The sequence below is a fragment of the Bacteroides sp. B1-V-101 genome (genome assembly GCF_023656585.1).
Classification (GTDB): Bacteria; Bacteroidota; Bacteroidia; order Bacteroidales; family Bacteroidaceae; genus Bacteroides; species Bacteroides thetaiotaomicron.
Window position 1 is genome coordinate 76,435 of record NZ_JAMOKH010000027.1, and the last position, 14,964, is coordinate 91,398.

15 protein-coding genes are annotated in these 14,964 nt (G+C 40.4%); 8 read left to right on the forward strand and 7 right to left on the reverse strand.

Annotated elements, in window-relative coordinates; all coding sequences use genetic code 11:
* The first annotated feature begins 2 nt into the window (after positions 1-2).
* Complete coding sequence (gene mrdA / locus NBH01_RS18320) at positions 3-1,865, forward strand: penicillin-binding protein 2 (RefSeq protein ID WP_008762750.1); 1,863 nt, start codon at positions 3-5, stop codon at positions 1,863-1,865.
* Positions 1,846-3,303, forward strand: coding sequence for a rod shape-determining protein RodA (rodA, locus tag NBH01_RS18325; RefSeq protein WP_225679414.1), 1,458 nt, complete (start codon positions 1,846-1,848; stop codon positions 3,301-3,303). Before mrdA ends, rodA begins: the two co-directional genes overlap by 20 nt.
* A 1-nt stretch (position 3,304) precedes the next feature.
* Here rodA and gldH read toward each other — a convergent pair whose 3' ends face one another.
* The 6 genes from gldH to NBH01_RS18355 all read right to left on the reverse strand — a co-directional run bounded on the left by gldH (position 3,305) and on the right by NBH01_RS18355 (position 8,903).
* Positions 3,305-3,784, reverse strand: coding sequence for a gliding motility lipoprotein GldH (gene gldH / locus NBH01_RS18330; protein ID WP_118337548.1), 480 nt, complete (start codon positions 3,782-3,784; stop codon positions 3,305-3,307).
* Positions 3,762-5,357, reverse strand: a complete 1,596-nt coding sequence (locus NBH01_RS18335) for a regulatory iron-sulfur-containing complex subunit RicT (RefSeq protein WP_225679412.1) — start codon at positions 5,355-5,357, stop codon at positions 3,762-3,764. Before NBH01_RS18335 ends, gldH begins: the two co-directional genes overlap by 23 nt.
* Before the next feature lie 14 nt (positions 5,358-5,371).
* Complete coding sequence (locus NBH01_RS18340) at positions 5,372-6,496, reverse strand: DNA polymerase III subunit (RefSeq protein WP_225679445.1); 1,125 nt, start codon at positions 6,494-6,496, stop codon at positions 5,372-5,374.
* 1 nt (position 6,497) lies between these two features.
* The gene (metF, locus tag NBH01_RS18345; protein WP_008762755.1) at positions 6,498-7,451 is read right to left on the reverse strand and encodes a methylenetetrahydrofolate reductase [NAD(P)H]; all 954 of its coding nucleotides are present in this window, start codon (positions 7,449-7,451) and stop codon (positions 6,498-6,500) included.
* Between the two features lie 156 nt (positions 7,452-7,607).
* Positions 7,608-8,138 (reverse strand): hypothetical protein, encoded by a 531-nt coding sequence (locus NBH01_RS18350; protein ID WP_225679410.1) that lies wholly within the window; start codon positions 8,136-8,138, stop codon positions 7,608-7,610.
* A 252-nt stretch (positions 8,139-8,390) separates the two neighbouring features.
* On the reverse strand, positions 8,391-8,903 hold the full coding sequence (locus tag NBH01_RS18355) for a ferritin-like domain-containing protein (RefSeq protein WP_008762757.1): 513 nt from the start codon (positions 8,901-8,903) through the stop codon (positions 8,391-8,393).
* Positions 8,904-9,076: 173 nt separating this feature from the next.
* On the opposite strand from NBH01_RS18355, the gene NBH01_RS18360 reads away from it, so the two are divergent.
* From NBH01_RS18360 to NBH01_RS18385, 6 genes are all read left to right on the forward strand, one after another.
* Positions 9,077-9,232 (forward strand): hypothetical protein, encoded by a 156-nt coding sequence (locus NBH01_RS18360; protein WP_195380848.1) that lies wholly within the window; start codon positions 9,077-9,079, stop codon positions 9,230-9,232.
* Positions 9,233-10,052: 820 nt separating this feature from the next.
* Positions 10,053-11,684, forward strand: a complete 1,632-nt coding sequence (locus NBH01_RS18365) for a tetratricopeptide repeat protein (protein WP_229036400.1) — start codon at positions 10,053-10,055, stop codon at positions 11,682-11,684.
* Positions 11,685-11,925: 241 nt separating this feature from the next.
* On the forward strand, positions 11,926-12,288 hold the full coding sequence (locus NBH01_RS18370; protein ID WP_195380847.1) for a DUF3244 domain-containing protein: 363 nt from the start codon (positions 11,926-11,928) through the stop codon (positions 12,286-12,288).
* Between the two features lie 175 nt (positions 12,289-12,463).
* The gene (locus tag NBH01_RS18375; RefSeq protein ID WP_250700211.1) at positions 12,464-12,676 is read left to right on the forward strand and encodes a hypothetical protein; all 213 of its coding nucleotides are present in this window, start codon (positions 12,464-12,466) and stop codon (positions 12,674-12,676) included.
* A gap of 61 nt (positions 12,677-12,737) precedes the next feature.
* Positions 12,738-13,349, forward strand: coding sequence for a tail fiber domain-containing protein (locus NBH01_RS18380; RefSeq protein ID WP_151210414.1), 612 nt, complete (start codon positions 12,738-12,740; stop codon positions 13,347-13,349).
* 7 nt (positions 13,350-13,356) lie between these two features.
* Entirely contained in the window at positions 13,357-14,142 is a 786-nt protein-coding gene (locus NBH01_RS18385; protein WP_151210413.1) for a class I SAM-dependent methyltransferase, read from the forward strand.
* Between the two features lie 515 nt (positions 14,143-14,657).
* On the opposite strand, the gene NBH01_RS18390 is transcribed toward NBH01_RS18385, so the two are convergent.
* Positions 14,658-14,964: hypothetical protein (locus NBH01_RS18390; protein WP_250700212.1), on the reverse strand; the 307-nt coding region annotated here is incomplete at its 5' end.

Here is a 14,964-nt window from a genome sequence, read left to right on the forward strand (position 1 = left end):
GAATGGCAAAAGACTATAGATTAGAAAAGCGGAAATTTGTTATCGGGGGGATTGCTTTAACTATTGTGTTGATTTATCTGATACGCCTCTTCGTTTTGCAGATAACGACAGACGACTACAAGAAGAATGCCGACAGCAATGCTTTCCTGAATAAAATTCAATATCCCTCACGGGGAGCTATTTACGATCGTAACGGCAAACTGCTGGTATTCAACCAGCCGGCCTATGACATCACTCTCGTCCCGAAAGAGGTAGAAAATCTGGATACACTCGATTTATGTGAATCGTTAGGCATTACTCGTGCTCAGTTCCTTAAGATCATGAGCGATATGAGAGACCGCCGCCGCAATCCGGGATATTCCCGATATACCAACCAGTTGTTCATGTCACAACTCTCTGCGGAGGAGTGTGGTGTCTTCCAGGAGAAACTGTTTAAGTTTCCCGGCTTTTATATTCAGCGGCGTACGATCCGGCAATATTCATACAATGCTGCCGCCCATGCTTTGGGGGATATCGGTGAGGTATCCGTTAAAGATATGGAGGCGGATGAAGAGGGATACTACATCCGTGGAGATTATGTAGGAAAACTGGGAGTCGAAAGATCGTACGAGAAATACTTGCGTGGAGAAAAGGGAGTAGAGATTCTGTTGCGCGATGCGCACGGACGTATCCAGGGACGTTATATGGACGGAGAGTATGATCGTCCTTCCATTCCGGGCAAGAATCTGACTCTGAGTCTCGATATTGATTTGCAGATATTAGGCGAACGGTTATTGAAAAATAAGATTGGAAGTATCGTAGCTATCGAACCGGAAACCGGAGAAATCCTTTGTCTGGTTTCTTCTCCGAACTATGATCCGCATCTGATGATTGGTCGTCAGCGTGGTAAGAACCACCTGATGCTGCAACGTGATAAACAGAAACCGTTGCTCAATCGTGCGTTGATGGGAGTCTATCCTCCAGGGTCAACTTTCAAGACGGCACAGGGACTGACCTTCCTGCAAGAAGGAATCATTACCGAGCAAAGTCCTTCTTTCCCTTGTTCTCGTGGTTTCCATTATGGGCGTCTGACAGTGGGATGTCATGCTCACGGCTCACCTTTGCCATTGATTCCGGCTATTGCGACTTCCTGCAACTCCTATTTCTGTTGGGGGCTGTTCCGAATGTTCGGTGATCGTAAGTACGGTTCACCGCAGAATGCCATCACAGTCTGGAAAGATCACATGGTTTCTCAGGGATTCGGCTATAAGTTAGGAGTCGATTTGCCCGGAGAGAAACGGGGCTTGATACCGAACGCGCAATTTTATGACAAGGCTTATCGTGGACACTGGAACGGACTGACGGTCATCAGTATCTCCATCGGACAAGGTGAAATTCTGTCTACCCCTCTTCAGATAGCTAACTTAGGGGCAACGATTGCCAATCGAGGACATTTTACAACACCGCATATTGTGAAGGAAATTCAGGATGCGCAGTTGGATAGCATTTATCGACATCCACGCAACACAACCATAGAGCGAAGACATTATGAATCTGTGGTAGAAGGAATGCGTGCTGCTGCCACCGGAGGTACTTGCCGTATGCTGTCCGTGATGGTGCCGGAACTTGAAGCCTGCGGAAAGACAGGAACAGCGCAGAATCGCGGACATGACCATTCGGTGTTTATGGGCTTTGCTCCGATGAACCAGCCTAAGATCGCCATTGCCGTATATGTAGAGAATGGAGGTTGGGGAGCGACTTATGGAGTGCCGATCGGTGCATTGATGATGGAACAATATATGAAAGGGAAGTTGTCGCCCGAGAATGAGTTAAGAGCAGAAGAAATCAGTAACAGAATCATTTTATATGGTAACGAGGAACGATAGTTTGTGGAAAACACTGGATTGGGTAACGATTGGTATCTATCTGCTTTTGATTGTCGGCGGATGGTTCAGCGTTTGCGGTGCCAGCTATGACTATGGCGATCGTGACTTCTTTGATTTCTCTACCCGTGCCGGAAAGCAGTTTGTATGGATTATTTGCTCCTTTGGTCTGGGATTTGTCTTGCTGATGCTGGAAGACCGGATGTATGATATGTTCGCGTACATTATATATGTAGGGATGATTGTGCTGCTTATTGTTACCATCTTTATCGCACCGGATACGAAAGGGTCGCGTTCGTGGCTGGTGATGGGGCCGGTCAGCTTGCAACCCGCTGAGTTTGCCAAGTTTGCTACGGCACTGGCGCTGGCGAAATATATGAACTCATACTCATTCAGCATAAAGAAAGAAAAGTGTGCCTTCGTCTTGGGCTTTATCATTCTTCTTCCGATGCTCCTGATTATCGGACAGCGGGAGACGGGGTCGGCATTAGTTTATCTTGCCTTCTTTTTGGTGCTTTATCGGGAAGGAATGCCCGGTGTAGTGCTTTTTGCCGGTTTGTGTGCAGTGATTTACTTTGTTGTCGGCATCCGTTTTGATGAGGTCTTTATTGCCGATACTCCTACACCGGTGGGCGAATTTATCGTGTTGTTATTGATTCTGTTGTTTGCCGGAGGAATGGTATGGGTGTACCCTAAAAAGTGGGAACCTACACGGAACATTATCGGAGGAAGCCTGATTATTCTGCTTATCGCATATTTAATATCGGAATACGGAATACACTTCAGTCTGGTATGGGTGCAATGGGGGCTTTGTGTTCTTGTGATAGGTTATCTGTTCTATCTGGCATTGAGAGAGCGTCAACGTTCCTATTTCCTGATTGCTCTGTTTGCCATTGGCTCTATCGGCTTCTTGTATTCCAGTAACTACGTATTTGATAACATCTTGGAATCCCATCAGCAAATCCGCATCAAGGTTGTACTCGGTATGGAAGAAGACCTGACGGGAGCGGGATATAATGTCAATCAGTCAAAGATAGCCATCGGTTCTGGTGGATTGACTGGAAAAGGCTTTCTGAATGGCACACAGACGAAACTGAAATATGTGCCCGAACAAGATACTGACTTTATCTTCTGTACAGTGGGAGAGGAGCAGGGATTTGTCGGTTCGGCTGCTGTCCTGTTGGCTTTCCTTATATTGATTCTGAGACTGATTGCTTTATCCGAGCGGCAGACTTCCATTTTTGCACGTGTCTATGGTTATTCCGTTGTCAGTATCTTCCTTTTCCATCTTTTTATTAATGTCGGGATGGTGCTTGGGCTGACTCCGGTCATTGGTATTCCTTTACCGTTCTTCAGTTACGGAGGTTCTTCCTTGTGGGGATTCACCATTTTATTGTTTATCTTCCTGAGGCTGGATGCTGGAAGAGGCAGAAGGCTTTAATCTATTCTCCTTGTTTTTCAATCCGGATACCGACGTCATTGAGTCCGGTTAATTTCTCATCCTGCATTCCGTGCACAATTTTAACTGTGTAGTTTCCGGGATGCAGCGGGCGGACAGATTTGACAAAAACAGCTGTTTGATAGATACTTCCCCAGCCATTTCCTGTCCATCTTCCTGTGGAATCAGCCAGGTTGACCGCTATCGTGTCAGTGCGGCATACTGTGGAATCAAGCAGGTTTTCATGAATGAATAAGTAAAGGTTGCGGTAAGGGTATTCACTTCTGTTGCGAACTTCCGCAAATAATCTGAGTGTACCAGGAATGCTGTCCGTAACAGGACACTGAAAAGAGAGTGTATCACTCTTTCCCCATCCCTCATTGGGCAGGGACTGGTAGGAGTGATACACGGTATTTTCATTACAGGCTGCCATGAGGCAGGCACCGAATAAACAAAATAAGCTATTCCTGAGCAGGCTTTTCATTATTTTGCGGCTTCTCTTGATTCGAATTTCTTTCAGGTCTGGGAGTACGTTCCTGGTTGGGCTGCCTTCCTTGTTCCTGCGGGCGTTCCTGATTTAGAGGACGTTCCTGTTTGGGTTGTCGTTCTCTATTCTGCGGACGCTCCTGGTTACGTTCTTGATTGCGTTCCTGATTTACCGGACGCTCTTGATTTTGTGAACGTTCTTGATTCTGCGGACGGTTCGGATTCTGTGGACGTTCCTGATTCTGTCCTCTTTCCGGACGTCTGTTCTCATTATTCCGTCCTTGATTCTGTCCTCTGTTCCGGTTATTATTGTTATTGTTTCTCGGACGATTTTCTCTGTCTCCTCTTTCTCCTCTGTTGCCGTTCTCTGACGGTTGGGGACGATTCTCGTTCTCCCCCCTCTGAGGTTGCTGCGGACGATTTCCACCTTCGGCCTGTGCCTGCGGGCGGTTGTCATTATTTCCTTTTCTCTTCTTCTTGTTCCGGTTACCGTTGTTTCCGTCCTTATTATTTCGGTTACGGTCGAAGCGGGTGAGGCTTTCCTGTTCCAGCAAGTCAATCGGCTTTTTGGGTTCTTGCTTCACTTCAGCTTCGAGCAGGCTATCCGGTTTCATTCCTTTCTTGTTCATGGCAATCACCTCAAAGGCACGTTTTCCACTGATTGTTACCAGGTTGGCGGGGAAGTTCTTGTCCGTAGAGTAAGAAACATGATTACTCAGAATATCAGCTTTGAAGAAGTAGAAAGTGCCGTCCTTTGTTTCCAGTTCGATTTCTCTGGAAGGAAGGCGTTTCTGAGCTTCCACATAGCAGTCCACCTCATAGTTGAGACAACACTTTAACTTGGCGCACTGTCCGGCAAGCTTTTGAGGATTCAGTGAAATGTCCTGAAAGCGGGCGGCACTTGTAGATACCGACACAAAACTCGTCATCCATGTAGCGCAGCAAAGCTCCCGTCCGCAAGGACCGATACCTCCGATACGTCCTGCTTCCTGTCGTGCACCGATCTGTTTCATTTCAATGCGGACACGGAAAGCTTCGGCAAGTACCTTAATCAGTTGGCGGAAGTCCACACGCTCGTCAGCAATGTAGTAGAAAATAGCTTTATTGCCGTCGCCCTGATATTCCACATCACCAATTTTCATATCCAGGTTCAGGTTCAGTGCGATCTGGCGGGCACGGATCATGGTCGCATGTTCCTTCGCTTTCGCTTCGTTGAATTTCTCCATATCCACCGGCTTCGCTTTCCGGTAGATTCTTTTTATTTCAACATCAGTCTTGAAGTTGGCCTTCTTCATTTGCAGTGGGACGAGTCTTCCCGTCAGGGTCACGACACCGATGTCATGACCCGGAGCAGCTTCTACGGCAACGATGTCTCCCTTTTCCAGTTTGATTTTGTTGCTGTTGCGGTAATAGCCCTTTCGGGTGTTTTTAAATTGTACTTCCACCATATCACACTCTTCCGCGTTGCCTGGTATGTCTGCCAGCCAATCATAAGTGTTCAGTTTCTTATCTTGTCGGGAGCATCCTTTGCAGCAAAGACCGCCGCTCCCATTATGAAGCTTATATTCCATAGTTTATATATTTATTATTGCTTCAACAGTACGATCATCTTCAGTGAGAAGTCGAAGAATACCATCTTGGCATTTACATTTTGTTCTATATGTAGTTGCGCTTCGCTTAGTTCATCCATGATGCCCATTACGTTCCTTTCGTTGACGAAAGGAGCAAAGCGAGAGGCGAAATTCTGTTCGTTGATTGTCATGTATGTCAGATCACGCTGATGGAGATTGAATATAAAGTTTTCGCGGATCATGCGCTGACAGTATTCCAGAAAGTTCTTCTGGCGTTCACGTCCCATGCCGGCAACCTGTTCGCTCCAAAGCTTCATTTCCCTGATTTTCCGCTGATAGGACAATCGCATCAGGCTGACAAATAAGTCGAAGAAGAGCTGATTCTCTTCATTCAGATGAATAGTTTCCAGTGCTTTGATAAAGTTCCCGTTTGCCAGATGGGCAATGGAAAGGCTGTCGGCAGGCTGGATACCATATTTGGACTGCAATACGCGGTCGATGGCCGGCTCGTCTATTTTTCGCACGTTCATGCGTTGAGTACGGCTCAGAATGGTAGGCAGAATCATTTCCGGAGCTTCCGATACGAGCAGGAAGATAGTTTTCTCAGGTGGCTCTTCGAGCAATTTCAATAATTTGTTGGCACATACCGGATGCATCTTTTCGGGCAACCAGAGAATCGTGATCTTGAATCCTCCTTCGCTCGATTTGAGGCTGAGTTTCTTCAGGATTTCATCGCTCTCTTTTGCGTAGATGATGGCCTGTGCATTCTCGGCATCCATTTCTCTCAGCCAGTGATTCAGGTTGAAGTACGGATTCTTCAGAACGAATGGTCTCCAGTCGGCGATATAGTCGTCGCACACTTCCCGTTTTCCTTTAGAACTTTTCACGATGGGGAATACGAAATGTACGTCCGGATGTACCAGTTTGTTGAATTTCACACACGACGGACATACTCCGCAGGCATCCGTCTCATCCCGGTTGGTGCAACTGATGTAGCGGGCATAAGCGATAGCCAGCGGCATTTTACCGACTCCTTCGGGGCCACAGATCAGTTGGGCATGCGGTATGCGCCCTTCACTCACTTCCTGAATGAGTCGTTGCTTGATTTCTTCTTGTCCGATTACGTCTCTGAAAAACATATCAATAAATGATTTTAGCCACTTCTTTGATACTGTCCACTGCTCCGATGGAGTAGAAGTGGATGCTTGGCACTCCATGTGCCATTAACTCTTTGCATTGGGCGACGCACCATTCGATACCAACCTGTTCGGCTTCCTTGTCGTTCTTGCATTTCAAAACCTCCTTGACCAAATCTTCCGGCAAGTCTACTTTGAATGTCTTGGGCACCATACTGAGTTGAGACAACTTCTTGAATGGCTTGATGCCCGGAATGATAGGCACATTGATACCTGCTGCCTTCGCTTGCTCTACAAATTCGAAGTATTTCTTATTGTCGTAGAATAACTGTGTCACAGCATATTCTGCCCCTGCTTCTACTTTCTTTTTCAGCCAGAAGAGATCGGATTCGATGTTGGGAGCCTCCTCGTGCTTCTCCGGATAGCAAGCCACACCGTAGGAGAACGGACTGTTGGTTACTTTCATCTCCGAGCCGTCTACAAAGATTCCCTTATTGAAGTTATTGATTTGTTCCTGCAACTCGATAGCATGATGGTACCCGTCGCCCTCGGGAGTGAATACTGATTCATGTTTGGCCTTATCTCCCCGAAGTACCAGCAGATCGGTGATATTGAGGAATTGCAGGTCGAGCAGTACATATTCGGTTTCTTCACGGGTGAAGCCGCTGCACAGTATGTGCGGAACCACCGTTATATTATACTTGTTCTGGATAGCGGCAGCTACGGCAACAGTCCCCGGGCGTCTTCTCAGCCGGTTTCGCTGGAAAAGTCCGTTGCCCAGATCCTTATATACGTATTCGCTGCGATGCGTGGTGATATTGATATATTTCGGATCAAACTCCCGAAGGGTATCGACAGTCTGATACAGCTTTTCGATGCCTGTACCTTTCAGTGGAGGAAGGATTTCGAAAGAGAAAGCTGTTTTTTCGCTGTTATGTATTAAATCAATTACTCTCATTCTTTTTCGTTGATGTTCGTTGTCTACTTGAATTAAACGTGCATATTGGGACAAAAATACGAAAAAAGAAAGATTTCTTCTTGATTTGTTTGAAAATAGTTTGGTTTTTATCGCACTATTACATAAAAGTGGGGATGGATAAAATAAAACGGACCCTTATTTAGAGTGTTCCAGGAAATTCTCCAGAGCGGCGATCTTGTCATTCCGCAGATATTGCATATCCATGACCGGAATGTAGCTGTAAGGGATAAACTGTAACAATCTCACTGCTGCGAATTTCTTGTCAGCTGACATGAGGACATCCAGTCGAAGATTCCCGTCTGTTCCTTTCTCTATATTGATATTGTTGGAAAAATTCCCTGATTCGATCATCTCTTTCAATGGTTCAAGGTATTTCAGATTGAAGGAATAGTTCTTCTCTTTGACCACGCTTTTAGTCGGCAGATATCTCATTTCCCTGGAACGGAATTTAAGTTGGTATATGCCAAGCAGACAGAGTAATATATTGCCGATAAGATACAATATGCTATCTAAAGAAATGCCGTCCATAATGAGGAGGATCGCTTCAGGTAAGTGACATAATCCTATTAATAAAACAATAACCCCGATGATTGTTTTTTTTACGTTGAATCGTTGTCTGATATCCTGATTGGATGAGCTATCAGTTTTTGATAATTGATTTGCCATAGTCTTTTCTTTTTATACTCTTTATACCTATTTTCTATGCACTTGTGATTAAGTGTGGTTGCAAATGTAGCGGGAATCAACTGAAATGCGGTGTTCCATTCAGGACGAAAATTGTTCAAAAGGAGACTAAAGGAGTCTAAACTTCGGGATCGTTTTCGCATCTATTTGTGAAAAAAGGCAATCTTGAAGAGAGAATGTTTTGATATTCTCTTTTTAAGACTGCCTTTCGCTCATTCTCTGACGAGTCGGAAATTACTTGTCGAGAAATGATTTTTTCATTCTGGCAATGTCAGTCAGGTAATCCTGAAGATCTTGTTCATGCTCTTCTTCTTCAGCAAGGATATGCTTGGCAATGTCGCAAGTAGTGAAATCTTTTCCATTGGTAAAGTCAGCAATTTCCTGATAACGCAGTATTGCGCAACGCTCAGAAGCTACATTATCTTTTAGCAGACTTACAGAATCAAACCCTTGGGGAGCATCATATTTGCATCTTGCCAGTTCGAACCATTTCTTCGGGTCCAATACGGGTACTCCTTCCAGTTCGATAATGCGGTCGGCAAGCAGTTGCGCATGTCTGCGTTCTTCTTCCGCATGTTCTTCGAACTCGCCCTGTACGTCAGCACGCATGGCGCCTTCTACTACTAATGCACCTACCCAGTATTGGTAATATGCCAACCATTCTTCGGACAATGCTGCATTCAACTGTGAAATCAAGCTTTCTACATCAAGCTTTCCTTGTAAGATTTTTACGCTTTCTCTAGCCATAATTTAAAAGTTTAGGTTACTATATTCAAGTCGGGTATGTAACAGACGGGAGATGTTTTTGTTTGAGAGTTCGCAGTGATTTAACAGTGATTTTATATATGCATGGTATGCAGGCGTTGAAATGAGATTTCTCCTGTAATATATATAAGTGTACAAGGTAGAAAAATGCCAATATGGCAGATGGATTGATTGATTTAGGGGTGGATGTTCGTGTGCCATTTGGTATTCTTTTTTTTGTGTTCGGTAACCGGGAATGCTTGCTTCATGCTGAATCAAGCACAACCGGTTTGCTAAGACAAATGATTGAAGCATCAATAGCAGGCAAATAATAAGAGTAGATTCAAGGCGAGTATATTTTCTGCTTACTATGAATTAAACACGTGTTTTGCTCCCATGCTCTCACTTTTTGCTTGTATCGTCTTATTCATCGTTGTTACAGCTGTTGTAGCAAGTGTGGTAGCAGTGTGAGAGCAGGCATTTGCTCTCACTCTATATCCATGTTTTAATACACATCTTTCTTGATACTATGATCTGATATTCAGTGTATTAATGTCTGATGGCCCTTCTTTTATTGTCTGTATTGTATTGGATTTAGTTGACAACCTCGATTGTTATACAGCAAGCGTTAGTTTCCTCGGAGGAAACGGCAGTTCCCTTTAAAAGGAACGGTCGTTTCCATTAAAAGGAACGCCCGTTCCCTCACCGGGAAACGACAGTTTCCATTCCAAGAAATGATAGGAAACTATAAGTTATTGAGATCTAGCTGTATAGAGTACTATCGGTAATGCTATAGAGTTTATGTTCATGTCTTAACTGATTTGAATCATTTCAGTATAATTTTGATTCAACTACTGATTCACATTTTTAATTTTAAAATATGCAACAGGGTTATTTGTAGTTTAAGAAATAATTCATATCTTTACAAGACAGCATAATACTTTTGAAACTGAAAAAATAATTATTGCACATATTGATACTATCTGTGTTTTCAAGGGTTCAACGGAAAAATGGGAAAAGAATTTTTTATCCCCTCGTTTAACTTACTTGTTTGTTTTTTATTCATATAAGCAAAACTATAATAATGAAACATTTATCATATGTGTTAACCTAGTGCTAATATTTTTTGTAGCTTGTAGACGGCAACAATCAGTGTCTACTCCGTTAAATGCTGCAGAGCGAATACTCAAAGACAATCCGGATAGTGCTTTTCGTATTATACAAAGTATTCCTTATCCTGATAAACTGGATAAGGAAGATTTAGTGCGTTGGTGCTTGATAGCTGGTAAAGCTGCTGACAAATTGAATACGTCTCTTCCTCCTTCTTACTATTTCGATCATGCATATTCTTGGCTGATTAAATATGGAATAACTAAAGATCAAGTAGATATAGGGTTGTTTTGGGGGCGCTCTCTAGTGGCTGATGGGGAATATGATAAGGCAATGAGCATTTATGCAGAAGTATTGGCAATCGCAAAAGAGAAAGAACTATATAATGAAGCAGGCTATATATGTACGTATATAGCCGATCTATATGATTTTAGGGATATGCAAAAAGAGGCCAGACATCAATATGAGGAAGCGCAAGGACTATTTAAGAAAGCGGGAAATATCAAAAGTCATGTATTTGCTTTGCGAAATATAGCTCGTGAATGGGCCTTTTTCGATTCTTTGGAATGTGCATTAAAATATATGGGAATAGCAGATTCTATTGCTCAGCAGTTGCATGATAATGAGGTTAGATCTTCTCTAGATAATGCTTTGGGTAACATTTATTTGGCAATGAATCAATATTCTAAAGCAGAATATCATTTCCTTAAATCAACATCTTTGGATAAGGAAAATGAATTGTATAATACATTCTGTCTGATCAAACTATATCTGCAAGTTGGTGATATTTTAAAAGCTCGTGAGCTTTTGTCTACACTGCCTTTAGATAACTCTGAATATGAATATGGTATAGAGCGGGCTTTTTATCAGGTAACTAAAGCGGAAGGCAACTATAAAGAAGCACTTAAGTATCTCGAAAGTTGTAAATCTTTTAGTGATTCCATTACTATACTACAGAATAATACAAAAATACTGGAAGTAGAAAAGAAATTTAATAATTTGAGACTTAAAGAAAAGAATCATCAATTGGAACTCACTCAGCAAAAGTATATGATTATAATTTGTATATGTTTGATTTTTGGTATAGCTATCACATTACTCTATTTGCTGTACAGGCAAAAAACCAAAAATGAAATGAATAAGCAAGCCCTTGAGTTGAATAATATAAAACTAGAGTTGGCTAATGCCTTTATAGAGTTGGATAAAAAGAAAAATCAATTAGTGGTTTCGCAAAAAGAGAATGAAAGTAGTCAAAGTCGATTAGAAAATGAAATTAAAAACTTAACCTCTAATTATAAGAAATTGCAGCGAAGAAGAATTGTTACGTCAATAATTTTTAGAAAATTAGTGAATATTGCTGAACGTAATACGAATTGCAATGAACCATTACTAACGGAGCAATTATGGTTCTCTATTGTTTCTGAAATAACAGAAACTTATCCGAATTTAAAAATGTATTTATTAGAACGATACCCCAATTTATCAAGTCAGGAGTGGGAATATTGTTGTTTATGCATGTTTAATTTTGATTCGAAAACCGAAGCTAGATTGCTTGGTATTAATCCTAGTTCAGTTTCTACAAAGCGATTAAGGTTCAGACAAAAATTGGGAATCTCTGCTTTACAGGAAGAAGCCAACTTGTGTGAGTATCTGATTAACGAGCTTTTAAAATAATCCTATTTAAGTAGTTCTTTTCTGAATAAGGCAATGCATGCTGCTATATTGATAGTGGCATGCACTTTTTTTATTTTAATGCTCTGAAAGTCCCTTTGAAATAGTGAATGTATACTATATGTCTATGTTGTTTTTATAAGTTGTTGATAATCAAGCTGTATTTGTCTATTCTGATATTGTTTTGAATATAACAAACGAATCATCTATCCCCTATATTTGCAAAAAAACAAAATTAATAAATATGAAAAAGTTTGAGCTTGTATTATTAGTGATGTTATTAATGCCTGTTTCTTTTGCAGTAGCTAACAGACATGTTGATATTAAAATGGAATGGCGAGAGGGGCAAAAAACTTCTGTTGACCCCGAATGGCTTAAAGTGTATGTGGATGATGAAAGCAAAAGTCTTTATTTAAATTTTAAAGACAGTTTTGCTCCTATAACTATTGAAGTAAAAGACATTGAAAAACAAATCGTTTTTCGAACTATAATATTCCCTGTTGTGGCAGGAGAGTATACTCTTTATTTAGGTGATCTATCATTAGGTCAATATGAGTTGTATATATACAATGCAAATGTTAAGGTTATAGGAAACTTTAACCTTTAAGGATTGATATATAGATATTTCAGAAGAATAGTATTATCAATGCAATAATTATTTAAATCTAAAGTTATGAGAGCAAACACAATGTCTAATTTAAGGATAAGACTACCTACATTTAGGTGAGATACTAATCTTTATCAAGTAATTTTTTGACACTTAATGTTTAATTTGAATAGTCATGAGAAAGTTATTTATGTTATTTTCTTTTGCTATGATGATTCTCTGTGGATGTACGGACGAATCGGAGGAAGTAAATACGAACAATGAAACTACTACTGGTATAACTACTAGGGCGGTTGGTGTGGTTGTATGGGAAGCTCAACCTGGCACTGTAGATATTCCTTTTGGACAAGCTGTAACCATAGGATTGGATGGCTCAGTAACAAAATGATGTCTAAGGGATATGTGCCTTTATTTATATCGAAAAGTTATTAATTAAAACTTGTAATATTATGAAATCATTATTTTTAAAAAGTATAGTTTTAGTGCTATTCTTGGCTGTTGCAGTTCTTGCAAATGCACAAATTAAGTATTATTCGAATGGTAAATTGACAATTGGCAATACCGAACCTTATTCATTTTATCATACGACGTTTAGTGGAAACGGAATATATATGAAATGTAATGCTAGTAACTTCTTTCAAATTGATTGTAGTCCGGCTGCAACTCGATTGGCTAGTCATTATGATCAAGTTGTTTTCTATAATACAGCATCCGGAGTATATAATAGCATTCAGGTGAAAAATGTATATAACTATTCTGATGCTAGAGCAAAAATTAATATTAATCCGTTAGGTTATGGTTTAAATGTTCTGTCTAAATTGAATGCTGTAAGTTATGATTTCAAAGATAAGAATGAACCGGCAGCCGCTGCTTTTCGAGTAGGTGGAGATGGTAAAGAAATTGGGTTATTGGCTCAGGAAGTCGAGAAAGTTCTTCCGAATATAGTATTGACTGACCCGGATGGGAATAAACTAATTAATTATACAGCAATTATTCCTATAATGATTCAATCAATCAAGGAATTAAAAGCAGAAGTTGAGGCTTTGAAAGCAAATAAATAGATCGACTATGCAGCAAAGACATATAGATAGATATTCCTATTTTAATGAACTTGCAATAACTTCTCGAGACTTTTATATTGATTATCTCGAGAAGTTTGTTGCTATAAAAAGAGGTCTGAATATATTGGAGATAGGGTGTGGGGAAGGAGGAAATTTGTTACCATTTGCCGAAAAAGAATGCAATGTAACAGGAATAGATCGTTCCGAAGAACGAATCTCTCAGGCAATTAGTTATTTTAAACTTTTAGGTTTTAATGGGCGGTTTATTTATTCTGATTTTTTTGATTTTAGTTCTGAAGAGGATATGAATAAATATGATATAATTTTGATACATGACGTTATAGAACATATAGATAAATGTCGGAAAGTTGAATTTATACTTCATGCTAAAGAGTTTCTGTCTGAAACAGGTATAATCTTTTGGGGATTTCCTGCTTGGCAAATGCCGTTTGGTGGACATCAACAAATATGCCGTAATGGATTTTGTTCTAAAATGCCATTTATTCATCTTTTACCTTTATCTGTGTACAATAAAATTCTATTTATTTTTGGTGAAAATGATTCATGTATTAAAGAATTGTTGAATATAAAAGCTGCGGGGCTGTCTATAGAGCATTTTGAAAGCATAATAAAAGAAAGTAATGGCAGAATTGTAGACCGAATTTTGTGGTTTATTAATCCCCATTATAAGCAAAAGTTTAAATTAAAACCGCGCAAACTTATGCCAATACTTAGTTCTATTCGATATATTCGAAATTATTTTTCTACTTCCTGTTTCTACATAACTAAATGATTGTATCTTATAAAGAATTGGGGTTTCATATGTCCAGAGGGCGAACGAAGCCCTATTTTGTTTTAAGACATGCAACAAGCTGTGTGACTACTCATGACAGCTACTTTCAACTTCCAGAGCTCCCCTCTACTGTATCTATCCTGTGTTTTATATAACAGACTATTTCATGAATCTGATATTTCCTCTTCATTTCCCTGATGTATACGCCCGCGCTCACTCACCTAACGCGCGTGTGAATATAATAATGTGCATGCCTTTCCTCTGTTCCTCCTGTATCCGAGAAAAATATGTTCTACAACATCCTTATGACTCAACACTTTAGCGAGTCTTTTCAAAAATAATTCAAAAAAAGAGTGATTTAAGTTTGGAGTATATTTGAAAAGGGGCTACTTTTGCACCCGCTTTCCAAGAGAAGAAAGCCTTGATAAATTGACTTAGTGTAAAAGCAAGGGTCTGCTTAACCATAAGAACAAAAAAAACTTCCGATAAAGTTTGGAAGATAATGCTTAAAGTTCTTATCTTTGCAGTCCGATTCGCAAAGAAAAGGCGTTTTGTTTTTCTTCTTTACCTTCTTTCCCTTTCGCTAAGAGAGCCTGAGAAACGATAGAAAAAGAAAAACGAAAAAAAACTTCCGAAAACATTTGGTAGTTAAAATAAAACCTCTTACCTTTGCACCCGCTTTTAAAACGAAAGCAAGATGTTCTTTGAAATATTGATAAACAATACAAGTAGTACAAGAAAAAAATAGAACCGTCAATACTTGTCTTATATATATTAATATGTGTGAGGCGTAAGGTATTAATGAAATCAATAAATTGTACG